Below are 23,242 nucleotides of genomic sequence, written 5' to 3' on the forward strand. Positions count from 1 at the left end.
GGAGCACCGCATGACTGGCCTAATTCTCAAGGGCATCCGTAAATCCTACGGTGAGGTGAAGGTCCTGCACGGGATCGACCTCGATATCAAGCAGGGCGAATTCATCGTCTTCGTCGGCCCCTCTGGCTGCGGCAAGTCAACGCTTTTGCGTATGATTGCCGGTCTGGAAGAGATCACCGGCGGTGAAATGTATATCGACGGCCAGTTGGTCAACGAAATCCCGCCATCACGGCGCGGCATCGCCATGGTCTTCCAGTCCTACGCGCTTTATCCGCATATGACGGTCTACGACAACATGGCCTTTGGCATGAAGATCGCCAAGGAAAGCAAGCAGGAAATCGACCGCCGCGTTCGCGCTGCTGCCGAAATCCTGCAGCTCACCCAATACCTCGAACGCCTGCCGAAGGCGCTCTCTGGCGGTCAGCGCCAGCGCGTCGCGATCGGCCGCGCCATCTGCCGTAACCCCAAGGTCTTCCTCTTCGACGAGCCGCTATCAAACCTCGACGCGGCCTTGCGCGTCGCGACCCGCATCGAGATTGCCAAGCTCAGCGAGAAGATGGCCGATACCACCATGATCTACGTGACGCACGATCAGGTGGAGGCTATGACATTGGCTGACCGCATCGTGGTATTGAATGGCGGCCGCGTCGAGCAGGTGGGCGAACCGCTGGAGCTTTACGAGAACCCCGCTAACCTCTTCGTTGCCCGCTTCATCGGCTCCCCGGCCATGAACATCATCGCAGGCACAGTGAAGGCGTCCGGCGAAATAACCACGCTCGATCTTGCGGGCGGCAAGACACTGGCCGTGCATATTCCGACGCCATCGGGCGAAGAAGGCAAGGCAGCGTCCTTTGGCGTGCGTCCGGAAGACTTGTTCATCGCCGACGGCGACGATTATCTGTTCGAGGGCAAGGTGTCGATCGTCGAGGCGCTCGGTGAAGTGACGCTGCTCTATCTGGAGGCACCCGCGGGTGAGGAGCCGGTCATCGTCAAAATCCCAGGCATTGCACCGGTGAAGAAGGGTCAGACGCTGCGCTTCTCCGCGCCACCGGAAAAGCTTCACCTTTTCGACGCGCTGGGGAAAACCTATCGCCGCTAACTCAGCTGGCGTGGTTGCAGCTCAGACCATCGGGACATGCGAAAAAGGGTGGGAGCAATCCAGTTGCCGCGAGGCCGCTTGAGTTGCGCTCACTCTCTACGTGTCTCTTAGAGCGTCCTTTGGACGCACAAAAAACGCTCTATCTTCTTTGATAGACGCATCGTGCTTTCCGAAAATCGATCCGACTTTCGGGTCGATGCTGTAACGCTCGCCGGCGGTCAGCTGAGCCCCGTAAGAACCGTCTGCTTCAACTTCACATCGGGCACTTCGCTGAAGGTCAGATCGTCACGGCCGAAATAGGATTTCTGATTGGTGGCCGACCAGTCGTTACAGACAAGCTTGTAACGGTCTTTCGCCGCAGGATTGTCCGGCATCGCATAGAGATAGTCGCCGGTGCGTTTGGCCAGTGGAATATCGCCATCCTGATTGCAGCGGCTGAGAACCTGCTTCAGCACCTCACCATCGACCTCGGTGACCATCAACTTGCCCTCGAAGCGCAGGCACGCGTTGAAATCGTAGCGGCGGATATCCCCCTTCGGCAACCCAGCACCGAAAGAGGTATGGCCGATGAAGCCGACATCCGCACCGGCCTTTGCGGCAATAAGCTCGGCCACCCGGCGTCCCGCCTCATCGACTGTCAAGGCCTTCGCCGTTTTGGCGACGGTTTCCCGTTCCTCCGGTGTCAGATGCTGAGCGAGCGTCTTTTCGATCAGCGTGCCCAGCGCCGGGGAGGGCTTCGCACTGCGATCGATCGCCGCCGTTTCTATGGTTGCGGCCTGGCCGGGGCCTGGAATGCTAGCAACCGCCATCGACGTGCCCCAAGAGCCGGTATGGACATAGCGTGTGGCACCGGCTTCATGCACGAAGTTCAGGTGGTCGTGACCACCCACCACAAGCGTTCCGTCTGGTAGCAGAGGAAGGATGTCGCGGTCCGCCACCACACCGGCATGGCTCATCACGATGTTGATCGCATCGGGCTTGACGATCTCGGAAAGGTTGGCCTTTGCCCATTCCACGGGCTGGGGAATGGTCAGCGCCTCGCGCGTCGCCTTCGGATAGGTGTTGATGGCGTTGGTGGCGAGCCCGGCCACGATGACCTTTTGTCCACCAATCTCGAATGTCTTGCTCGACGGGGCGTAAGGCGCACCGCTCCGCTTGTCGATGATGTTGGAAAGGACTGTGATTCCAAGCCCTTCAGCGCGGCTAACGAAATGAGCGAGGTCGCTGTCGATATCCGGCTCGTGGTTGCCGATATTCACGACGGTAGGACCGAGCTTGGCAAGGGCTGCGAGGAAGCTCCACTCGATCTCGCCTTGCGACCGCATCGCGACCGTATTGCCGCTCTCGAACAGGTCGCCATTCAGGAGAATGATGTGAGGGCTTTTGTCCGCGGAAATGCGCGTCTCGATGGCTGCCAGAAGCTGGCCCATGCGCTCATAGGCGGAGTGCAGGTCGGAAATGACGATGGCGCGCAGCGGAGCCTGTTGGTCGGCAACTGCCGGAAAACGCAGCAGCGGCAACATGGCAGTTCCGGCCATGAGCTTCAGCAAATTGCGGCGTGTGCGTGAGAAAATCGTCATACTTGGCCCCGTCACTTCAGACTGCGCCACCGCCCCCGCGGCTGGCTGCACAGGCCCTATAGGGCGATCATCACAGCCGCATGACAGCAGAGGCGCTAGCCTTCACGTCAATAGGGGAGAAAAGGGGAGGAGATGTCAAGGCATGGTGCTGGAGCGCCCTTCGTCCTTTCGGACGCCAGAAGGACGCTCTCTCTTTCAAGCCACGCAGGGTGCTTTTGCGAAACTCGGTCTCGAGTTTCGCGCCGGTTTTGTCGGGCATGGCGGATGCCCCAACCGGACCGCCATTGGGCAGATCAATGGAAGACGCTGGCGCCCTGGTCTGCGGTTCCGGCATTGCGACGGAACGGCGCGAAAAGCTCGCGGCCCATGCCCCACTCATTGGCGGAGAGATCGGCCCGCGCCGGTTCGCGCTTGGACAACTCCGCTGCCGACACCAGAACCTCGAGCGTGCCTGAGACCGCATCGAGACGGATGATGTCGCCATCGCGAATGAGCGAGATCGGCCCGCAATCGGAGGCTTCCGGCGTGACGTGAATGGCGGCGGGCACCTTGCCCGAAGCGCCAGACATACGGCCATCGGTAACGAGCGCAACCTTGAAACCGCGGTCCTGCAGCACGCCGAGCGGCGGGGTGAGGCGGTGCAGTTCCGGCATGCCATTGGCCTTTGGTCCCTGGAAGCGCACGACCGCGATGAAGTCGCGGTTCAGCTTGCCATCCTTGAAGGCATCCTGCAGTTCCTGCTGGTCGTGGAAGACTATGGCAGGGGCTTCGATGATGTGACGCTCTGGCTTCACCGCGGAAATCTTGATGACCGATTTGCCGAGATTGCCGGTCAGCATCTTCAGCCCGCCGGTTGGCTGGAATGGTGTTTCGATGCGCGAGAGAACCTTCGGATCGTGGCTCTCTTCGGGCGCTGCTTCACGCTGGATGGAGCCGTTTTCGCCAAGCTTGGCATCGATCGTATAGGCCTCAAGCCCGTGACCGAAGACGGTGCGCACATCATCATGCACGAAGCCCTGTTTCAAGAGCTGCTTGATGAGGAAGCCCATGCCCCCCGCCGCATGGAAGTGGTTCACATCGGCAAGACCGTTCGGATAGACGCGGGCGAGAAGTGGCACGATGTCGGAAAGGTCGGAGATATCCTGCCAGGTCAGAATGATCCCGGCGGCGCGTGCCATGGCAATCAGATGCATGGTGTGGTTGGTGGAACCGCCTGTCGCATGCAGGCCGACTACGCCGTTGACCACGGAGCGCTCGTCGATCATCTCGCCGGCAGGGGTAAATTCGTTGCCCTGTGCGGTGATCGCCAGCGCCCGCTTTACGGCTTCCTTGGTCAGCGCATCGCGCAGCGGCGTGTTCGGATTGATGAAGGAGGAGCCGGGCATATGGAAGCCCATGATCTCCATCAGCATCTGGTTGGAATTGGCGGTGCCGTAGAAAGTGCAGGTCCCAGGACCGTGATAGGACTTTGACTCGGCCTCCAGCAGTTCCGCACGGCCGACCTTGCCTTCCGCATAAAGCTGGCGAATGCGCGACTTCTCGTCGTTTGGCAGACCGGTCGTCATCGGTCCGGCCGGAATGAAGACGGCTGGCAGATGGCCGAAGGTGAGTGCTGCGATCACCAGACCGGGCACGATCTTGTCGCAGACACCGAGATAGACGGCAGCATCGAACATATTGTGTGACAGGCCGATACCGGCCGCCATGGCGATCGCGTCGCGGGAAAACAGCGAAAGTTCCATGCCGGGCTGGCCCTGCGTGACGCCGTCGCACATCGCAGGCACTGCACCCGCCACCTGCGCAATGCCACCTGCCTCTTTTGCCGCATCGCGAATGATCTGCGGAAAGACCTCGTAAGGCTGGTGGGCGGAAAGCATGTCGTTATAGGCGGTGATGATGCCAAGATTGGGAATTCGATCGCCGGCAAGGATGTCCTTGTCGGCGGGGGAACAGACGGCAAAGCCGTGGGCGAGGTTGCCACAGGACAGGGTGGAGCGGTGAACGCCCTTGGAGATCTGCAGCCGCAGCCGCTCGAGATAGATTTCGCGATAGGGTTTCGAACGTTCAACGATGCGGGCGGTAATGTCCTGAACGCGTGAGTCGGCAGCCATGGGCTTCATCCTGTCCTTCTGTTGAGCGTCGGCCCCAGGCTTGGGAGGCCGGGCCGAGGATCATGTTTCATTCAAATGCCGGGCACCGCCGCCGCATGAATGCGGGACGTTATGGCGCCCAGTAGATATTCACCGTCGAATCCGCACGGTTCAGCACGGAGCGGATCGGCATTTCGTCCTCATCGAGATCGGACTGTGCTTTCTCCAGCGTCTCCTTTTTCGCCGCACCTTCGATGTGCAGCACCAGGAAACGGGCGTCGTGAAGCGCCGCAAGGTTGAAGGTCAGTCTCTCCTCACCGGCATTTTCCGCCGCCATGGTCAGCACGGTGCGCGGCTCATCGAGATCGAGCGCTTCCTCGAGATTGTCGCCGCCGGGGAAGAAGGAGGCGGTATGTCCGTCGGTCCCCATGCCCAGAATGACGATGTCGAACGGGTCGCAGATATCGGCGGTTCTTGCGGTTGCCAGCGTTGCCGCATCGTCAGGTGAGGCGGCAGACTGATAAAGCGGCACGAAATAGGCCGCCTTCGCTTCGTTCTGCAAAAGGTTCTCGGCGACCAGCTTGTGGTTGGAGCGGTCATTATCCGGCGGCACGAAACGTTCATCGACCAGCGTGATGCTGACGCGCGGCCATTCCAGCTGATGCTTGGAAAGCGTCTGGAAGAACAGTTTTGGTGTAGAGCCACCGGAGACGGCCATGCTGGCCGCCCCGCGTTCTTCGATGGCCGCTTTCAGATGCGCAGCAACATCGCCTGCGAGCTTTTCGGCCAGCTCCGGACCGTCCTTGAAGATGTGCATGTTGGGTTCCATCCGCATCTTCCTTTAGTCGGCTTCATGCCAGGTACGACCGTCGCGCTCGATCAGCGCGATTGCGCCGCTCGGTCCCCAGGTGCCTGAGGTGTAACCCTGCACGCCCTGTCCCACCGCTTCCCAGCTTTTCAGGATCGGATCGACCCAGTTCCATGCCGCTTCCACTTCGTCGCGACGCATGAAGAGCGTCTGGTTCGAGCGGATTGTGTCCATCAAGAGACGCTCATAGGCATCTGGATTGCGCACGTTGAAGGCTTGGGCAAAGCTCATATCAAGCGACACCTGACGCAGGCGCATGCCGCCCGGGCCCGGATCCTTGATGAGCAGCGACTGCTTGACGCCTTCGTCCGGCTGCAGACGGATCACCAGCTTGTTGGCTTCGATCTTGCCGGCCGTATCGTCGAAGATCGAATGCGGGATCTGCTTGAAGGTGACGACGATTTCCGAAACGCGGGTTGCAAGCCGCTTGCCGGTGCGGATGTAGAAAGGTACGCCCGCCCAGCGCCAGTTGCCGATTTCCGCCTTAAGGGCGACGAAGGTTTCCGTGTTGGAAACGCCGCCTTCCAGCTCTTCCAGATAACCCTTGACCGCTCCGCCTGCCGAGGCGCCGGCGCGGTATTGTCCACGCACGGTGTTCTTCTCGACATTGGCTTGCGTGATGGGTTTCAGCGAGCGCAGAACCTTCAGCTTCTCGTCACGCACCGCTTCGGCGTTCATCGAGGAGGGAGGCTCCATTGCAACGAGGCAAAGCAGCTGAAGAATATGGTTCTGCACCATATCGCGAAGCGCGCCCGCCTTGTCATAGTAACCTGCACGACCTTCGAGCCCGACGGATTCCGCTACGGTGATCTGCACGTGGTCGATATGGGTGGAATTCCACAGCGGTTCAAAGAGCGCGTTGGCAAAGCGCAGAACCATGAGGTTCTGAACGGTTTCCTTGCCGAGATAATGGTCGATACGGAAGATCTGCTCTTCCTTGAAGACGTTACCAAGCGTGTCGTTCAGCTCCAACGCTGAGGCGAGGTCACGTCCGATCGGCTTTTCCACCACAATGCGGGTAGATTTGGTGATCAGCTTGTGATCGCGGATCTTGGAGGCGATGTCGCCGAAAATTCCCGGTGCGACGGCAAGATAGAAAGCGCGGATGCGATCCTTGCCTTCATCGAGAAGCTTCTTCAGCTTGTCCCAGCCATCGTCGGACTTGGCATCGACGGGAATGTAGAAGAGGCGCGCGCAAAACTTGGCGACCTGCTCCTCGTCATATTCGCCGGACTTCAGATGCTCCTTCAGGGCATCCTGCGCAAACTTCCGGTATTCCTCATGCGTCATGACAGAGCGGGAAGCGCCGATGATGCGGGTCGGTTCGGTTAGCTGGCCTTCCACCTGGCGGTGGTAAAGGGCGGGCAGAAGCTTGCGTTCTGCCAGATCGCCGGTGCCGCCAAAGACGACGCAATCAAAGGGGTCAACGGGAATAATTTGACTGCTCATGTCGATTCTCTCGATCTCTACACGTTAGGGGCATCCATAATCTAATCGATTTAAAAATGCCAGAGTTGATGTACGATAATAATGAATTTTGCTGCTGGCCCGTCATGCCGGCAGGTGTCCAATCGTTGCTTTTGCACAATGCGAAGGCAGACGCGTTCAAAACCTGTCCCGTAATGCATACCACGTCAGCGCCAGGAACAGGAGTGGCGCCCTCAGCGATGCACCACCCGGGAAGGATGGAACATCGAGCGCAGCGAACTGATCGAGTGCCTTGTCCTTACTGATCACCATATCGGCGTAAAGCTTGCCGCAGTAGTTGGAGAGCATCACACCATGTCCGGAATAGCCGCCGATGGAAAGCACACCCGGCATGACGTCGCGCACGAAGGGCTGGCGTGTCAGCGTAATGCCGACGGACCCACCCCAGGCATGGGTCATCTCGATATTCGCAAGCGCGGGGTAGATTTCCGAAATCTGCTTGCGGATATGCTTGGAAATGTCGCGTGGCGAGTCTGCCGTATAGGCTTCCCGCCCGCCGAATAGCAGGCGGTTGTCCGGCGTCTTGCGAAAGTAGCGCACCACGAAGCGTGAATCCGCCACCGCTTCCTTGTCCGGAATGATCGATGGAAACTGATCGAGCGGTGCTGTCGCCCCGATGAAGGAGCGGATCGGCATCACATGCGCCGCGGTGACCGGCTCCAGATTGCCGATATAGGCATTGGTCGCAATCAGCACTCGGGTTGCGGTGATCGTACCAGACGGCGTTTCGATCAGCGTCTTGCCGCCGGACTGGCGGATAGATTTGGCCGGTGTCATTTCGAAGATGTCGGCACCCGCCGCTTTCGTAGCCTTCGCCAGTCCCACGAGAAGTTTCAGGGGGTGAATATGACCGGTGCCGGTGTCGCGCACGCCGCAATGATAATGCGACGATCCCAGCCGATCTGCGGTTTCTGCCTTCTCCATGAAGGCAATTTCCTCATAGCCGTAGCGGCCCACCATGGCCTCGACGCTATCACGATAGCTCTTTTCATAGGCACGCTTATGTGAGACGTTCAACTGCCCCGGCTGGAACTCCATGTCGATCTGGTTGTCGCGGGCAAAGTCGAGCACATAGTGCTTGGCGTTTTCCGCGAGATCGAACAGCGCCTTGGAGCGCTCAAAGCCGATCTTTTCTTCAAGCTCGTCCGGCCAGGCGCGCTGACCGGTGCCGAACTGTCCGCCATTGCGCCCCGACGCGCCATCGCCAAACCGATGGGCCTCGATCAGAGTGACGGCAATGCCGGCGCGCGCCAGATTATAGGCCGCCTGAAGGCCGGTGAAGCCGCCGCCGATAATGGCGACATCGACCGTGCGCGAGCCATCCATCGTCGGATACTCCGGACGCTCCGCAACAGTCTCCTGATACCATGAAACGCCCGGCGCTATCGGGCTCTGCCATGCCATATCGCTCACCTCACACGTTCAGCAGCAGGAACTCGCGCTCCCATGGGCTGATCACCTGCATGAAGGTTTCGAACTCGCCGCGCTTCAGGCCGGCATAAAGACCGACGAACTCGTTGCCGAAGATGCGTTCGAACTGCTGCTCCTGTTCCAGAAGTGCGACGGCTTCGAGCAGACCGCGTGGAAGCTCGATGGAGCCTTCATTGGCGGTCTCGTAGGTCGGCTCCGTCGGTTCGATATTGTTCATGATGCCAAGCCAGCCGCAGCCGAGCGATGCGGCAAGCGCGAGATACGGATTGGCATCCGAACTCGGCAGCCGGTTTTCCACGCGCCGTGCCTGCGGTCCGGAAATCGGCACGCGAAACGCCGTGGTGCGGTTGTCGTAACCCCAGGCATTGTTCACCGGGCAGGCCATATCCGGCGTCAGGCGACGATAGGAGTTCACGTAAGGCGCCAGCATCACCAACGCGTTCGGCACATAGCGCTGCATGCCGCCGACGAAGGAGAAGAACTCTTTAGACGGGGTGCCATCCTTGTTGGAAAACACGTTCTGGCCCGTCTCGATATCGATGACGGACTGGTGGATGTGCATGGCCGAACCGGGCTGAGCCTGCATGGGCTTTGCCATGAAGGTGGCGTAGATGCCATGTTTCAGCGCGGCTTCGCGAATGGTACGCTTGAAGAGAAACACCTGATCGGCAAGCTCGACCGGATCGCCATGGCGCAGGTTGATTTCCAGCTGCGCCGGCCCCTCTTCATGAATGAGGGTGTCGATTTCCAGACCCTGCTTTTCCGAGAAATGATAGATATCGTCGATCAATTCGTCGAATTCGTTGATGCCGGCAATCGAATAGCTCTGGCCGCCAACGATGGAGCGACCGGAACGACCCTTTGGCGGATGCAGCGGATAATCCGGGTCGTCATTCATCGCCACGAGATAGAACTCGATTTCCGGCGCGACCACCGGCTTCCAGCCCTTGTCCTGATAAAGAGACAGCACATTCTTCAAGACGTTGCGCGGCGTGTAGGAAACGGGTTTGCCTTCCTGGTCCACGACATCACAGATGACCTGTGCGGTCGGATCGCTTTCCCACGGTACGACGGAGAGGGTGGAGAGATCGGGCACCAGCTTGAGATCACTGTCGCGCGGCTCATAGCGGAAATTTGCGGTCTCGTCCGGATAGTCGCCGGAAATCGTATGACGATAGAGCGCGGAGGGCAGCGCCAGCGAGGTGTCGCCCGTGAACTTTGCCGTCGGCATCATCTTGCCGCGTGCAACGCCTGCCAGATCGGGAGTGATGCATTCGATGTCTTCGATCCCGCGAACCTTCAGCCATTGCGCCGCTTCGCGCCATGTGGAGACGCCGCGGGTAGAGGAGAGTTCAACGGGTGGTTTCTTCGCCATGGTTGCCGGTTTCTTCGGGCGGAGCATGGTTTTCTTGGGGGGCATAAATCACCGGTGTCTGTTTCGACTGGGGGCATAATAGTCAGACTTTGACAATTGGCGAGAGGGGAATGCGCATTGACAAGAAGCCTGACTTCGAAAAGAGGGAGTGCAACAAGGATAAGGAAAATCCATGACGGAAAAATGTGATGTGCTGATTTTGGGCGCGGGCGCCGCAGGCATGATGTGCGCCATCCGTGCCGGTCAGCGCGGCCGCTCCGTCATCATCCTCGACCATGCCAAGGCGCCGGGAGAGAAAATCCGCATCTCCGGGGGCGGGCGCTGCAACTTTACCAACATCCACGCCGGGCCGAAGAACTACCTGTCGCAAAACCCGCATTTCGCCAAATCGGCGCTCGCCCGCTACACCCCGCGCGATTTTCTCGATCTGGTGGAGAAGCACAAGATCGCCTGGCACGAGAAGACGCTCGGCCAACTCTTCTGCGACGACAGCGCCAAAGACATCATTCGCATGTTGCTGACGGAGATGCAGGCTGTGGGTGCCAAGCTGCGGCTACAGACTGAGATCACATCGGTCGAGGGCGTGGCAACAGGCGGCTTCCGCGTGGCGACTTCGCAAGGAGTGATCGAGGCAAAGAGCCTGGTCGTTGCCACCGGCGGTAAGTCGATCCCCAAGATGGGCTCCACTGGCTTTGCTTACAAACTTGCCGAGCAATTCGGGCTCCCTTTGGTCGAGCCGCGTCCCGGTCTGGTGCCGCTAACACTCGATCCGTCGCAGTTGGAGCGGCTGTCGCCCCTCTCCGGCGTTGCGGTCCCGGCGGATATCTCACACGAGAAAACCACGTTTCGCGAAGCGCTGCTTTTCACCCACCGCGGCTTGAGTGGTCCTTCCATTTTGCAGATCTCATCCTATTGGCGGGAAGGCGATGCCATTCGCCTGAAGCTCGAGCCCGAACAGGACATTGCTGAGAAGCTGAAGGCTGCCAAGAAAGCCAATGGCCGTCAATCCGCCCAGACGGCGCTCGGCGAGATTTTGCCGAAGCGGCTTGCGCAATATCTGGTGGAGCAATCGGGCCTCACCAGCCATCTTGCCGACCTTTCCGACAAGGCGCTGATGGCGCTCGCAGCAAGCGCGCAGGACTGGCAGATCAGGCCATCTGGCTCGGAAGGATACCGCACCGCCGAGGTCACGCTCGGCGGCGTCGACACCGGTCATCTCGACTCCAGAACCATGCAGGCCAAAGCTGTTTCGGGGCTCTATTTCATCGGTGAAGGTGTGGATGTTACGGGGTGGCTCGGTGGCTATAATTTCCAGTGGGCCTGGGCATCCGGTTACGCTGCGGGAGAGTCCGTTTAGGAAAAGTCCGGCCAGCCTGTGTCCGCCGAACTTTGCCCAAACGGCTTCCCCTGACGCATTCTGAGTGCAAAGCGGAAACCACTCTTGCCAGAAATGCTGCAACGCGGCGATGCTTTAACATCTTGTTAAGAGACGCGAGTCATGCTGACCTCTATGCCAGCACAACGCGAGTTGGAACATGAGGTCTCGCTGGACGCCGGAACCCGGCATTGATCGGTCAAGTTTTTCGTTGGAAGCCGCTCATGATGATGTCCAGAAATCGCGCCCGCGCCGTCGCTATTGCCCGCACGCGCAATGACAACCTCCTCATTACCTTTCGCCTCAGCCTGATCGCGGCTGGCGCTCTGGCTACTCTCCTGGCGCTCCTGTTCTGAACAAGCCTACCAGCTCGTAGAATGAGGTGAAACCGGACGGTTTCCCGTCCGGCTCAAGTTGATTAGGCCGCAGCCTTGCTCTGCGCGACGATAACCGGGATCAGCAGATCGCCCCAGTTTCCGTCGCCGCCATGGTGGCGGGCCGAGCGGACGAGTTCGACGGAGATCCCTGCCTCGACCGCATTCATGACCGCTTGGTTGAGGCGGTGCAGGTCGTTTGCCAGCATACGAATGGCAGCCTGTTGGTCCTGCGTCATGGCAGAGGACTGTTCTTCTGCCCGTTCTCTAACTCTCGAAATCGAAGCCATTGTCTTTCCTCCTCAAAGAGCATGCCGCGCAAAGCTGTTGAGCGGTTTGCGGATAACGACATGCGTTAACAAAAGTACCTGAAGCGTTTCACACTTCCGATGTTATTCTGCGGCCGGGCGGAACTGGTCGTGCTCGGTAGATTCCTTCATGGCGGTGGTGGATGAGGTGCCGCCGGAAATCGCGACGGAGACCGCGTCGAAATAGCCGGTGCCGACTTCGCGCTGGTGCTTGGTTGCGGTGTAGCCGTTGATTTCGGCTGCAAATTCCGCCTCCTGAAGCTCCGAATAGGCTGCCATCTGGCGATCCTTGTAGCCGCGTGCCAGTTCGAACATGCCGTAATTCAACTGGTGGAAACCGGCGAGCGTGATGAACTGGAACTTGTAGCCCATCGCTCCCAACTCACGCTGGAACTTCGCAATCGTCGCATCGTCCAGGTGCTTCTTCCAGTTGAAGGACGGCGAGCAGTTATAGGCAAGCTTCTTGCCTGGATGAACCTTGTGAACACCTTCGGCAAATTTGCGGGCCTGCTCCAGATCCGGCTTGGATGTTTCGCACCAGATCAGATCGCAATAGGGAGCGTAAGCATTGGCGCGGGCGATGCAGGGCTCCAGCCCGTTCTTGACCTGATAGAAACCTTCGACCGTGCGGCCGGCATCGTAATCGACAAAGGGGCGATCCCGCTCATCGATATCGGATGTCAGAAGCTTTGCTGCTTCCGCGTCGGTTCTGGCGATGACGAGGGTCGCAACACCCATGACGTCTGCCGCAAGACGCGCTGCCGTCAGGTTACGGATATGCGCCGCCGTCGGGATCAGAACCTTGCCGCCGAGATGGCCGCACTTCTTTTCCGATGCCAGCTGGTCCTCATAGTGAACGCCCGCCGCGCCCGCCTCGATGAAGGCCTTCATGATTTCGAAGGCGTTGAGCGGCCCCCCGAAGCCGGCTTCGGCATCGGCAACGATCGGCGCGAACCATGTATCGACCGAAAGACCTTTGCCTTCGGCGGTTTCGATCTGATCGGCGCGCTGAAGCGTGCGGTTGATGCGCTTGGCAAGTTCGGGTGCGGCATTCGCCGGATAGAGCGACTGGTCAGGATACATGGCGGATGCGGTGTTTGCGTCTGCCGCAACCTGCCAACCCGAAAGATAGATGGCCTTCAGACCGGCGCGAACCATCTGCATGGCCTGGTTGCCGGAAAGCGCACCGAGTGCATTGACGAAGCTTTCTTCGTTGATCAACTTCCAAAGGCGGTCGGCGCCCATTTCGGCCAGCGAATAGCGGATATCGACCGAGCCGCGCAGCTTCAAAACATCGTCCGCCGTGTAGGTGCGCTCGATGCCGTCGAAGCGTCCCTTCGGAGCATTTGGAACAAGCTTGTAAAAATCAGTCACATCTCTCTCCCATGTCTGTGTGCTGTCACTTCCCGCTGCTTCTGCGTTGGATCGATAACAGCGATCTGATGTGACTGAATTTACATTTATCGGTTTTCCGTGGCTAGATAAAAAGGAAAAACAGTGACTTGAAACGGGTTATGCTGTATCGTCTTTGACAGAATGTCTTTGTAAAAATGTAAAATTTGTAAAAGAGAAGAACTCTGGTCGTTTGTGAGCTTTTGTCAAAGGGGAGGGATGATGGCGGAAACCAAGATCTTTGCAGGGCCGCGCGTGCGCCGGGTGCGAAACGGCTTGGGCCTGACGCAGACCGCCATGGCGGAAGCGCTGTCAATCTCACCTTCCTATCTCAATCTGATCGAGCGCAACCAGCGTCCCTTGACGGTGCAACTGCTGCTGAAACTCGCCTCAGTCTACAAGGTCGATCTCGACGATCTGCAGGGGGAAAGCGGCGGCACCGCCAGCCAGTTACGGGAGATCTTCGCCGATCCGCTGCTGGCAGGGGAAATTCCCTCGCCACAGGAACTTGTCGAAGTGGCCGAAGCCGCACCCAACGCCGCCATGGGTGTGGTCAAGCTCTACCGGGCCTACAGCGAACAGGCCAAGCGCCTTAGCGATCTCTCCGACCTTCTGGCGCGCGAGGGCCATCAGACGACCCTGTCGGCCACACGCCTGCCGATCGACGAGGTCCGGCAGATATTCGAAAGCAGGCCTGCCCATTTCGCTCTTCTGGATGGCGCGGCGGAGAGCTTTCATACTGCACTCGGAGCGAGCGACGATCTGGCATCGGCTTTGAAATCCTGGTTGCAGAAGAACCACGGCATCATCGTGCGCAGCCTGCCGGTCCATGTCATGCCGAATCTGCGTCGCCGGTATGACCGGCACTCCATGCGTCTTTTTCTGTCCGAGCGGCTTTCGATGCATGACCAGCTTCGGGAACTGGCGATGGAAGTGTCTTTGCTCGCGCTGACGGATGAAATCTCGCAGGAGTTGGAGGCGCTTGCGCTTTCAAATGAAGAAGCAAAGCGCATCGCTCGTTTTGAACTCGCGCGCTATGCCGCCCACGCTTTGATGATGCCCTATGCTGCCTACCTGGCTGCGGCCCAGCGGGCGCGCTACGATATCGACGTGCTGCGCGCGCGCTTCAATGTCTCCTTCGAACAGGCAGCCAATCGTCTTGTCTCATTGGCAAAGCCTGGATCGTCGGCAGTTCCCTTCTTCATGATGGAAACCGACAGTGCCGGAAACCGCTTTCGCAAGGCCGGCGCGCAGGGCTTTCCGCAGGCGAAATTCGGTGGTCTCTGTCCTAGGCTCAATCTTCATGCGGCCTTCGCCCAGCCTGGGCAGATACTGGTTGAGAGTACGGAAATGCCGGACGGCGCTTCCTACATCACCATCTCACGCACGCTCGAAGGACCTCAGGCCGGTTTCGGGGAACGGGTGCGCCGTACGGCTCTGATGATCGTGACAGAAACGGCGCACGCAAAGGATATCGTCTATGGCGAAGCGCTCTCTGCTTCGGCCAGTGCAGTTGCCATCGGACCGTCCTGCAGGTTGTGCGAAAGACAGGGCTGCCTGTCGCGAGCGGAGGCACCGCTGACACGTCCGCTCGGTCTCGATGAAATGGTGACGGGCCTCAGCGTCTTCGATTTTCAATAACTTGGCACGAAAGACGCGCGATGCGGGGCTTTTGCGAAGGCCTAGGGCCGCCGCGCCGAGATGTCATCTGCCTGAAATTTTCGCACTGCACATTTCTGCTTGCGGAGGGTGATTTTCCTTCTTAGTCTCTGCCAAAACAAAGGGGTTTGCGCAGTTTCTCGTCATGCGCCACATCAGGAGAAATCATGAGTTATCGATCGCTTCGTTTCACCCTGGCTTTTGCCACGGCCGTTCTTTCTGCCGGCGCTGCCTTTGCCCAGGAAAAGGTCGTCCACGTCTATAACTGGTCCGACTATATCGACCCTTCGATCCTTGAGGACTTTACCAAGGAGACGGGCATCAAGGTCGTCTACGACGTTTATGACGGCAACGAAGTTCTGGAAACGAAGCTCTTGGCGGGAAATTCCGGCTATGATGTCGTGGCCCCCACATCACCCTTCCTCGCACGCCAGATCAAGGCGGGCGTGTATCAGAAGCTCGACAAGTCCAAGCTTCCGAACCTGAAGAACATGTGGCCGGAAATCACCACGCGTTTGGCGCAGTACGACCCCGGCAACGAATACGCCGTCAACTACATGTGGGGCACGACCGGCATCGGCTACAATGTCGCCAAGGTGAAGGCGGCTCTCGGTGACGTGAAGGTGGATAGCTGGGACATTCTGTTCAAGCCGGAAAACGCAACGAAGCTGCAGTCCTGCGGCATCAATATTCTCGACGCATCGGACGAGACCTTTGCAATTGCCATGAACTATTTGGGCAAGAACCCGGACAGCAAGGAGACAGCCGATCTGGAAGCTGGCGGCGATGTCTACAAGGCGATCCGTCCCTATGTGAAGACGTTCAATTCCTCCGCCTATATCGATGAGCTTGCCAATGGCGATAGCTGCATCACCATCGGTTGGTCCGGTGACGTGCTGCAGGCCAAAACCCGCGCCGAGGAAGCCAAGAACGGCGTCGAGGTTAACTACGTCATTCCGAAGGAAGGCACCTATATCTGGATGGACTCCTTCGCCATTCCGGCCGATGCCAAGAATGTCGAAGAGGCGCATGCCTTCATCAACTATATGATGAAGCCGGAAGTGGCTGCGAAGGCTTCTGACTTTGTTCAATACGCCAACGGTAATCTTGCTTCCCAGGCGCTGATGAATCCGGCGGTTGCGAAGAATCCTTCCGTTTATCCAGACGAGGCGACGATGAAGAAGCTCTTCACCATCTCGCCATACGGGCCGCGCGAACAGCGCGTTCTGAACCGTATCTGGACCCAGATAAAAACCGGCACCTGATCGGATTTGGACAAAAGGGGCAGGCGGTAACAGCCTGCCCCTTTCACGTTCGGCACTCTCGAAAGCAAACAGAGCAGGTCATGGCGAAATCACTCGGCCCGGTAAAACGCAAATTCTCTCCCTGGACAGATCCATCCTCGGTCCCCTTCATCCGGTTCGAAAACGTGACCAAGCGATTTGGTGATTTCACCGCCGTCGACAATCTGACGCTGGATATTTACGAGCGCGAATTCTTTTCTCTGCTCGGGCCATCCGGTTGCGGCAAGACAACGCTGATGCGCATGCTGGCGGGCTTTGAGGAGCCGACCTCGGGGCGTATTCTCCTACAGGGAAAAGACATTTCCGGCGTGCCTCCCTACAAGCGCCCGACCAATATGATGTTTCAGTCCTATGCGCTGTTCCCACACATGTCGGTGGAGAAGAACATCGCCTTCGGTCTGGAGCAGGACGGCCTGCCGAAAGCTGATATCGCAAACCGCGTCGCGGAGATGCTGCGCCTCGTCAAGCTTACCGAGTTTGCCAAGCGCAAACCAAGCCAGCTTTCGGGTGGCCAGCGTCAGCGCGTGGCGCTGGCCCGTTCGCTCGCCAAGCGTCCCAAGGTATTGCTCCTCGATGAGCCGCTCGGCGCTCTCGACAAGAAGCTGCGCGAAGAAACCCAGTTCGAAATCATGGATCTGCAGCAGACGCTCGGCCTCACCTTCCTGATCGTCACCCACGACCAGGAGGAGGCGATGACCGTCTCGGACCGTATTGCGGTGATGGACAAGGGCATCGTCGTGCAGGTCGCAACGCCTGCCGAAATTTACGAGGCGCCGAACAGTCGCTACGTGGCCGACTTCATCGGCGACATCAATATTTTCGAAGCGAAGGTCGAGAGCAAGGCTCCTGCAAACGGCAAGCCTGCCCAGGTCGTGCTGGATTGCGAAGGTCTGAAGGTGACGGTGGAGCAGGAATGCCAGGCCGCTGTCGGCAGCCAGGTGGCCTTCGCCGTTCGACCGGAGAAGGTCCGCATCTCGCTCGACGCGCCGGCCGATGAAACGGTGAATGTCGCACATGGCGAGGTTTGGGATATCGGCTACCTCGGCGATTTCTCTATCTTCATCGTCAAGCTCGATGATGGCCGCATCATGCGTGCCGCCCAGGCCAATGTCTCGCGCCTGGTCGATCGTCCCATCACCTTCGATGACAAGGTCTGGCTCACCTGGAAATCCGATTCCGGCCTGGTTCTGACGCGATAGGAGAGCGACAAATGGCGATTCCTTCTCCTGAAAGCCGCCGAAACCCACTGCAATGGCTGGTGGTGGCCGTTCCTTATTTTTGGCTGTTCCTGTTCTTCGCAGCGCCCTTCTTCATCATCGTGAAAATCTCGCTCTCCGATACCGCGATCGCCATGCCGCCCTACGTGCCGGTCTTCGAAGGCTTCAGCAGGATCCGTGAGTTCTTCTCTCAGCTCGATTTCGACAACTATATCTTCCTGACTGAAGACCCCCTTTACATCGAAGCCTATCTGTCGTCGCTGCGAATCGCCGTCATTTCAACGGTGCTGCTCCTTCTTGTCGGATATCCGATGGCGCTTGCTATGGCGCGCGCCCCGAGCCACATCCGCCCAACGCTGGTCATGCTCGTCATCCTTCCGTTCTGGACGTCATTTCTCATCCGCGTCTACGCTTGGATCGGCATTTTGAAGCCGGAGGGGCTGCTGACTGTACTGTTCCAGTCGCTCGGCCTTCTCGGGCCGGACGAACAGGTCAACATATTCCGCACCGAGACCTCCGTCTTCATCGGCATCGTCTATTCCTATCTTCCCTTCATGGTGCTGCCACTCTATTCGGCGCTGGAAAAGCTCGACAACACATTGTTGGAAGCCGCTGCCGATCTTGGCTGCCCGCCTTGGAAAGCCTTCTGGAAGATCACCTTCCCCCTGTCGCTGCCGGGTGTCGTGGCAGGCTCGATGATCTGCTTTATTCCCATCACCGGCGAGTTCGTTATTCCCGATCTTCTCGGCGGGGCTCAGACACTCATGATCGGCAAGACCCTGTGGACCGAGTTTTTCGGCAACCGCGACTGGCCGCTCGCCTCGGCGGTGGCCGTCATCCTGCTCCTACTGCTGGTGGTGCCGATCGCCATCTTCCAGAACCAGCAGAAAAAGGTGGGTTGAGCCATGAAACGCGGCAAGTTCGACACCACGATCCTAACCATCTGCTTCGCTTTCCTCTATATCCCGATCCTCATTCTGGTGATCTATTCCTTCAATGCCTCCAAGCTGGTGACGGTCTGGGGCGGATTTTCGCTGCACTGGTATCAGTCCATGTGGTCGAATGAGGGCCTGATGGACGCGGCATGGATTACGCTGCGTGTCGGCGTGCTGAGCGCTACCATCGGCACCATTCTTGGAACGTTGGCGGCGCTTTCGCTGACACGCTTTGCCCGCTTCCCGGGACGGGTCCTCTTCTCCGGCATGATCTATGCGCCGCTCGTCATGCCGGAGGTCATTACTGGCCTGTCGCTGCTGCTGCTCTTCGTTTCCATCGGGGTGGATCGCGGCTTCTGGACGGTCGTCATCGCCCACACGACCTTCACCATGTGCTATGTCGCGATCGTTGTGCAGTCCAGGCTTCTGACCTTCGATCGCAGCCTGGAGGAAGCGGCGCTCGATCTCGGCTGCCCCCCGGTCAAGACTTTCTTTCGCATCACTTTGCCCTTGATCATGCCGGCTGTCGTCGCCGGCTGGATGCTGGCCTTTACCCTGTCGCTCGACGATCTGGTCATCGCAAGTTTCACCACGGGACCGGGCGCGACCACATTGCCGATCAAGATTTACTCCCAGGTTCGTCTTGGGGTAACGCCGGAGATCAACGCCGTCTGCACGATCCTGATTGGACTCGTCACGATCGGGGTGATCTGCGCGTCCATTACCTCCAAGCGGAGCGAACTCCAACGCATGAGGGATGAGCACGCCGCTGCAAAAGGCTGAGTAGATTTGGGGGCAGGAGGAGGCCACCGTGACTGACACCAACCCACTTTGGACACCGTCGGCTGAGCGCATCGCGCACTCGCCCGTGACGCACTTTATCGACTGGTGCGCCAGCCACTATGGCGTGCAGTTTGCCGATTACGACGCCTTTCACCGCTGGTCTATAGATGCGCGCGAAGATTTCTGGAGTGCGGTGTGGACCTATTGCGGCGTGATCGGAGAGGCGGGGGAACGCGTTCTCATCGACCGTGATGACATGCTCCACGCGCGGTTCTTCCCGGATGCGGAGCTGAATTTTGCTGAAAATCTGCTGAGCCGCGGCGGGCCGGATGATGCGCTTATCTTCCGCGGTGAAGACAAAGTCGAGGCGCGCTGGTCCTGGGATCGACTTCGCAAAGAGGTCTCACGCTTGCAGCAGGCCTTCGCCGAGAGGGGCATAGAAGCTGGCGACCGCATTGCCGCGATGATGCCGAACATGCCGCAGACCGTGGCGCTGATGCTGGCTGCCACATCGCTCGGCGCCGTCTGGTCCTCCTGCTCGCCCGATTTTGGCGAACAGGGTGTATTGGATCGTTTTGGGCAGATCGGACCGAAACTCTTCATCGCCTGCGATGGCTACTGGTATAATGGCAAGCGGCAGGAGGTGGCGGACAAGGCCAAGGCGGTTGCCGAAAAACTCGGCGTTCCGTTGCTGCTGGTGCCGTATGCGGGAACGACGCAGACCGACCAGGAGAATGAAGCTGGCATTCTCCACTATGATGATGTCATTCAGCCTTTTCAGCCCAAAGCGCTACATTACGTCCGCCAGCCGTTCAGCCACCCGCTCTATATCCTCTTCTCCTCCGGCACCACCGGCGTTCCCAAATGCATCGTCCATTCGGCTGGCGGAACGCTGCTGCAGCATCTGAAAGAGCACCGCTTTCACTGTGAGCTGATAGAGGGCGAGCGCTTCTTCTATTTCACTACCTGCGGCTGGATGATGTGGAACTGGCTGGTAACGGGCCTCGCTTCGGGCGCAACGCTCTGCCTTTACGACGGTTCGCCATTCGCGCCGGATGGCACTGCGCTCTTCGACTATGCAGAACAAGAGGGCTTTGCCGTCTTCGGCACATCGGCCAAATATATCGATGCGGTGCGCAAGGCCGGTCTGGAACCGGGCAAGACCCATGATCTTTCGGCGCTGAGGCTTGTCACGTCCACAGGATCGCCGCTATCGCCGGAAGGCTTCTCCTTCGTCTATGACGGCATCAAGAGCGACGTCCAGCTTGCATCAATTTCGGGCGGAACCGATATCGTCTCCTGCTTCGTGCTCGGCAATCCGGTGAAGCCGGTCTGGAAAGGAGAGATCCAGGGGCCGGGCCTGGGTCTTTCGGTGGATGTCTGGGATGACGAGGGCAAGCCGGTTCGCGGCGAGAAGGGCGAGCTCGTCTGCACCGCACCCTTTCCCTGCCAACCCATCATGTTCTGGAACGATCCGGATGGTGAAAAGTATCGTGCCGCCTATTTCGGCCGCTTCGACAATGTCTGGTGCCACGGCGACTTCGCTGAATGGACGGTGCATGGCGGGCTGATCATTCTCGGGCGCTCGGATGCCACCCTGAACCCCGGCGGCGTGCGCATCGGCACGGCCGAGATCTACAACCAGGTGGAGACGATCGACGAGGTGCTGGAAGCGCTCTGCATCGGGCAGGACTGGGACGGCGATGTACGCGTAGTGCTGTTCGTTCGCCTGAAGGATGGCGCAAGCCTGAATGATGCGCTGATCTCACGCATCAAAAACCGCATCAGAACAGGTGCATCGCCCCGTCACGTTCCGGCAAAGATCATTGCGGTGGCCGATATCCCCCGAACGAAGTCCGGCAAGATCGTCGAACTGGCGGTGCGCGATGTGGTCCACGGGCGGTCAGTCAAGAACAAGGAAGCGCTTGCCAATCCAGAGGCGCTTGCCTTCTTCGAAGGTATCGCAGCGCTTCAGAGCTGAGTGTTGGGGCGGATAATGCGAGGGGATCGCGCCCCGGATTTAACCATCGCGTGACGACCGATAGGAATTGTCGCCCGTCAAAGGTGGGATGCGGTTTTAACCTTCTCTTAAAGTGAATTGTCCAAAAATGAATCTAACGCGGGTCCATTCGATGACGGGATGGAGAGCCGGTGGCTCCAAAAAGACATGATGTATTTTCGATCCTACTCTCGTTGAAAGCACAAATTTAGTGGCAGCGTCAGCTGCCTCTTTTTTGAGCATTAGCCCGGAAATCAAACGCGATTTTTCGGAAAGCACGATGCGGGAAAGCAAGAACACTTTAAGCGTCACTGTCCAGCGAATGTGAGACGAGGATGACCGGCACCAGCCCGGCCGCAATGATGACGAGCGCTGGAAGCGCTGCATCCTGCACGCGGGAGCGCGACGCGCTTTCATAGACCATCGTCGACAGCGTGTTGAAATTGAATGGCCGCAGCATGATCGTCGCCGGAAGTTCCTTCAGCGATTCGATGAACACCAGCAGCGATGCCGTAATCGCGGCGGGTCGGATATTGGGCAGCAACACGCCAACCAGCGTCTGAAGCCGGGTTCGGCCTAGTGTGCGTGATGCCATGTCGAGATGGGGCGACAGCTTCTGGAACCCAGCATCGACCGTACCTTCCGCGAGCGTCATGAAGCGCACGCTATGCGCATAGATGATCGCAAAGGCGGTGCCGGACAAAAGAAGCCCGGTGGAGATGCCAAGATGGCTCCGCATTATCCCATCCACCGCATTGTCGAGACCGGCAAGCGGAAGCAAAACCCCAATGGCAAGCACGGTGCCCGGTATGCCGTAACCGAGCGAGCCCACGCGAACGGCAAAGCGCGGCGGCCATGAGGGGCGTTCTCGCTGCGCATAGGCCAGCAGAAAACCGCCGAACAACGTGATCACCGCCACTGGCAGCGAGACTTCCAGACTGTGAAGCAGCGCCTTGAGGAGTTTCGGATCAGCAAGCCCGTTCAGCCGTTTGAGAGCATAGCTACCGAGCACGAGAACCGGGATCGCAAAGCCGGACAAGAAGGGCAGTGCGCAGAGAAGCGTCGCGAGCCACCCACGGGCTGGCGACAGTTTTACTCTCGCGGAGCGCTGATGCATCGCCGTCGCTTTACCGGCTGCAAAACGCTGTCGCCTGCGGGCTCTCCGCTCGATGACGATAAGCGCCCCGACGATGAGGACCAGGCACGCGGCGATCTGTGTCGCGCCGGCGAGATTGCCACGGTTGAGCCACGTCTCGTAAATGGTGAAGGTCAGCGTATGCACGCCAAGATACTCCACCGCGCCGATATCGTTCAGCGTCTCCATCATCACCAATGCGAGGCCGATGATGATTGCAGGACGCGCCATCGGCAGTTGGACGGAGAGAAAAAGGCGCAAAGGGCCGACACCGAGCGTCCTCGCCGCATCAGCCGCAAACCGCCCCTGCAACCCGAAGGCCGCGCGGGTGGAGAGATAGATGTAAGGATAAAGAACCGAACCCAGAACCAGCACGGCACCGCCAAGCGAGCGAATATCGGGAAACCAGTAATCGCGAATGGTTTGGTAGCCTAAAAGCGCGCGTAGCCCGCTCTGCACCGGGCCGGCAAAATCCAGAAACTCACCAAAGGCATAGGCTGCGAGATAGGATGGGATTGCCAGCGGCAGCACCAGAGCAAAGGAAAGGAGCCGGCGGAAGGGGAAGTCGAACATGGTCACGAGCCAAGCGGTCGTGACACCGGTGATCGTGGTGAAGGCGCCTGTCATGAGGAGCAGAAGCAACGTCTGCGCGCCGGACCGCGGCAGCACGTTGACCAGAAGATGCTGCCAGCCGTTGGTGCCACCCGTCAGAGCGATGACGAATATGGCAATCAGCGGCATCGCGACCAGTGCGGAAAGCAGCATGGCCGCAATCGTCAGCGGACTGACGCGCGATCCTGCCCGCATCGACGCGGCGGTTGGATGTTCTG

General features: G+C 58.9%; 18 protein-coding genes. 9 read left to right on the plus strand and 9 right to left on the minus strand.

Annotation, left to right across the window (positions count from 1 at the left end; genetic code table 11):
* Positions 1–10 precede the first annotated feature (10 nt).
* Positions 11–1,099: an ABC transporter ATP-binding protein gene (locus EYC79_RS05000; protein WP_130977313.1), complete on the plus strand. Its 1,089-nt coding sequence runs from the start codon at positions 11–13 to the stop codon at positions 1,097–1,099.
* 218 nt (positions 1,100–1,317) lie between these two features.
* Here the strand turns inward: EYC79_RS05000 and EYC79_RS05005 are convergent, their stop codons facing one another.
* From EYC79_RS05005 to EYC79_RS05030, 6 genes are all read right to left on the minus strand, one after another.
* The gene (locus EYC79_RS05005; RefSeq protein WP_130977314.1) at positions 1,318–2,679 is read right to left on the minus strand and encodes a metallophosphoesterase; all 1,362 of its coding nucleotides are present in this window, start codon (positions 2,677–2,679) and stop codon (positions 1,318–1,320) included.
* Positions 2,680–2,972: 293 nt separating this feature from the next.
* Positions 2,973–4,790 (minus strand): phosphogluconate dehydratase, encoded by a 1,818-nt coding sequence (gene edd, locus EYC79_RS05010; protein ID WP_130977315.1) that lies wholly within the window; start codon positions 4,788–4,790, stop codon positions 2,973–2,975.
* A 109-nt stretch (positions 4,791–4,899) separates the two neighbouring features.
* Positions 4,900–5,598, minus strand: a complete 699-nt coding sequence (gene pgl / locus EYC79_RS05015) for a 6-phosphogluconolactonase (protein ID WP_062599342.1) — start codon at positions 5,596–5,598, stop codon at positions 4,900–4,902.
* A gap of 12 nt (positions 5,599–5,610) precedes the next feature.
* Positions 5,611–7,086 carry a glucose-6-phosphate dehydrogenase gene (gene zwf / locus EYC79_RS05020; protein WP_062438714.1) on the minus strand — a complete coding sequence of 492 codons (1,476 nt, stop codon included), beginning with the start codon at positions 7,084–7,086 and terminating at the stop codon, positions 5,611–5,613.
* Positions 7,087–7,242: 156 nt separating this feature from the next.
* On the minus strand, positions 7,243–8,529 hold the full coding sequence (locus tag EYC79_RS05025; RefSeq protein ID WP_130977316.1) for an NAD(P)/FAD-dependent oxidoreductase: 1,287 nt from the start codon (positions 8,527–8,529) through the stop codon (positions 7,243–7,245).
* Between the two features lie 10 nt (positions 8,530–8,539).
* On the minus strand, positions 8,540–9,976 hold the full coding sequence (locus tag EYC79_RS05030; protein WP_062426035.1) for a glutamine synthetase family protein: 1,437 nt from the start codon (positions 9,974–9,976) through the stop codon (positions 8,540–8,542).
* 127 nt (positions 9,977–10,103) lie between these two features.
* Here EYC79_RS05030 and EYC79_RS05035 point away from each other — a divergent pair, with 127 nt between their 5' ends.
* Together EYC79_RS05035 and EYC79_RS23895 are read left to right on the plus strand one after the other, a co-directional pair.
* Complete coding sequence (locus tag EYC79_RS05035; RefSeq protein WP_130977317.1) at positions 10,104–11,288, plus strand: BaiN/RdsA family NAD(P)/FAD-dependent oxidoreductase; 1,185 nt, start codon at positions 10,104–10,106, stop codon at positions 11,286–11,288.
* A gap of 242 nt (positions 11,289–11,530) precedes the next feature.
* Positions 11,531–11,662, plus strand: coding sequence for a hypothetical protein (locus tag EYC79_RS23895; RefSeq protein ID WP_280956445.1), 132 nt, complete (start codon positions 11,531–11,533; stop codon positions 11,660–11,662).
* A gap of 62 nt (positions 11,663–11,724) precedes the next feature.
* Here EYC79_RS23895 and EYC79_RS05040 read toward each other — a convergent pair whose 3' ends face one another.
* Both EYC79_RS05040 and aceA read right to left on the minus strand, forming a co-directional pair.
* On the minus strand, positions 11,725–11,970 hold the full coding sequence (locus EYC79_RS05040; RefSeq protein WP_062426031.1) for an SMc00767 family acetate metabolism repressor: 246 nt from the start codon (positions 11,968–11,970) through the stop codon (positions 11,725–11,727).
* A 102-nt stretch (positions 11,971–12,072) separates the two neighbouring features.
* Positions 12,073–13,362: an isocitrate lyase gene (aceA, locus tag EYC79_RS05045; RefSeq protein WP_112358817.1), complete on the minus strand. Its 1,290-nt coding sequence runs from the start codon at positions 13,360–13,362 to the stop codon at positions 12,073–12,075.
* A gap of 240 nt (positions 13,363–13,602) precedes the next feature.
* On the opposite strand from aceA, the gene EYC79_RS05050 reads away from it, so the two are divergent.
* From EYC79_RS05050 to EYC79_RS05075, 6 genes are all read left to right on the plus strand, one after another.
* Positions 13,603–15,021: a helix-turn-helix domain-containing protein gene (locus EYC79_RS05050; protein WP_130977318.1), complete on the plus strand. Its 1,419-nt coding sequence runs from the start codon at positions 13,603–13,605 to the stop codon at positions 15,019–15,021.
* A gap of 185 nt (positions 15,022–15,206) precedes the next feature.
* A complete protein-coding gene (locus EYC79_RS05055; protein ID WP_130977319.1) occupies positions 15,207–16,304 on the plus strand; it encodes a polyamine ABC transporter substrate-binding protein in 1,098 nt (365 codons plus the stop codon).
* Between the two features lie 80 nt (positions 16,305–16,384).
* Positions 16,385–17,542 carry an ABC transporter ATP-binding protein gene (locus EYC79_RS05060; protein ID WP_112955900.1) on the plus strand — a complete coding sequence of 386 codons (1,158 nt, stop codon included), beginning with the start codon at positions 16,385–16,387 and terminating at the stop codon, positions 17,540–17,542.
* A gap of 11 nt (positions 17,543–17,553) precedes the next feature.
* On the plus strand, positions 17,554–18,462 hold the full coding sequence (locus EYC79_RS05065) for an ABC transporter permease (RefSeq protein WP_130977320.1): 909 nt from the start codon (positions 17,554–17,556) through the stop codon (positions 18,460–18,462).
* A gap of 3 nt (positions 18,463–18,465) precedes the next feature.
* Positions 18,466–19,278, plus strand: coding sequence for an ABC transporter permease (locus tag EYC79_RS05070; protein WP_062426026.1), 813 nt, complete (start codon positions 18,466–18,468; stop codon positions 19,276–19,278).
* A gap of 28 nt (positions 19,279–19,306) precedes the next feature.
* Positions 19,307–21,259, plus strand: coding sequence for an acetoacetate--CoA ligase (locus EYC79_RS05075; protein ID WP_130977321.1), 1,953 nt, complete (start codon positions 19,307–19,309; stop codon positions 21,257–21,259).
* A gap of 319 nt (positions 21,260–21,578) precedes the next feature.
* On the opposite strand, the gene EYC79_RS05080 is transcribed toward EYC79_RS05075, so the two are convergent.
* The gene (locus EYC79_RS05080; protein ID WP_245495196.1) at positions 21,579–23,219 is read right to left on the minus strand and encodes an ABC transporter permease; all 1,641 of its coding nucleotides are present in this window, start codon (positions 23,217–23,219) and stop codon (positions 21,579–21,581) included.
* Between the last annotated feature and the right edge of the window lie 23 nt (positions 23,220–23,242).

The sequence above is a fragment of the Agrobacterium cavarae genome (genome assembly GCF_004310285.1).
GTDB lineage: Bacteria > Pseudomonadota > Alphaproteobacteria > Rhizobiales > Rhizobiaceae > Agrobacterium > Agrobacterium cavarae.

Coding starts and splice junctions, on each gene's coding strand:
- EYC79_RS05055 (WP_130977319.1), top strand. CDS start 15,207: ATGAGTTATCGATCGCTTCGTTTCACCCTGGCTTTTGCCACGGCCGTT.
- EYC79_RS05040 (WP_062426031.1), bottom strand. CDS start 11,970: ATGGCTTCGATTTCGAGAGTTAGAGAACGGGCAGAAGAACAGTCCTCT.
- EYC79_RS05065 (WP_130977320.1), top strand. CDS start 17,554: ATGGCGATTCCTTCTCCTGAAAGCCGCCGAAACCCACTGCAATGGCTG.
- EYC79_RS05030 (WP_062426035.1), bottom strand. CDS start 9,976: ATGCCCCCCAAGAAAACCATGCTCCGCCCGAAGAAACCGGCAACCATG.
- edd (WP_130977315.1), bottom strand. CDS start 4,790: ATGGCTGCCGACTCACGCGTTCAGGACATTACCGCCCGCATCGTTGAA.
- EYC79_RS05080 (WP_245495196.1), bottom strand. CDS start 23,219: ATGCGGGCAGGATCGCGCGTCAGTCCGCTGACGATTGCGGCCATGCTG.
- zwf (WP_062438714.1), bottom strand. CDS start 7,086: ATGAGCAGTCAAATTATTCCCGTTGACCCCTTTGATTGCGTCGTCTTT.
- EYC79_RS23895 (WP_280956445.1), top strand. CDS start 11,531: ATGATGATGTCCAGAAATCGCGCCCGCGCCGTCGCTATTGCCCGCACG.
- EYC79_RS05070 (WP_062426026.1), top strand. CDS start 18,466: ATGAAACGCGGCAAGTTCGACACCACGATCCTAACCATCTGCTTCGCT.
- EYC79_RS05000 (WP_130977313.1), top strand. CDS start 11: ATGACTGGCCTAATTCTCAAGGGCATCCGTAAATCCTACGGTGAGGTG.
- EYC79_RS05035 (WP_130977317.1), top strand. CDS start 10,104: ATGACGGAAAAATGTGATGTGCTGATTTTGGGCGCGGGCGCCGCAGGC.
- EYC79_RS05060 (WP_112955900.1), top strand. CDS start 16,385: ATGGCGAAATCACTCGGCCCGGTAAAACGCAAATTCTCTCCCTGGACA.
- pgl (WP_062599342.1), bottom strand. CDS start 5,598: ATGGAACCCAACATGCACATCTTCAAGGACGGTCCGGAGCTGGCCGAA.
- EYC79_RS05005 (WP_130977314.1), bottom strand. CDS start 2,679: ATGACGATTTTCTCACGCACACGCCGCAATTTGCTGAAGCTCATGGCC.
- EYC79_RS05050 (WP_130977318.1), top strand. CDS start 13,603: ATGGCGGAAACCAAGATCTTTGCAGGGCCGCGCGTGCGCCGGGTGCGA.
- EYC79_RS05025 (WP_130977316.1), bottom strand. CDS start 8,529: ATGGCATGGCAGAGCCCGATAGCGCCGGGCGTTTCATGGTATCAGGAG.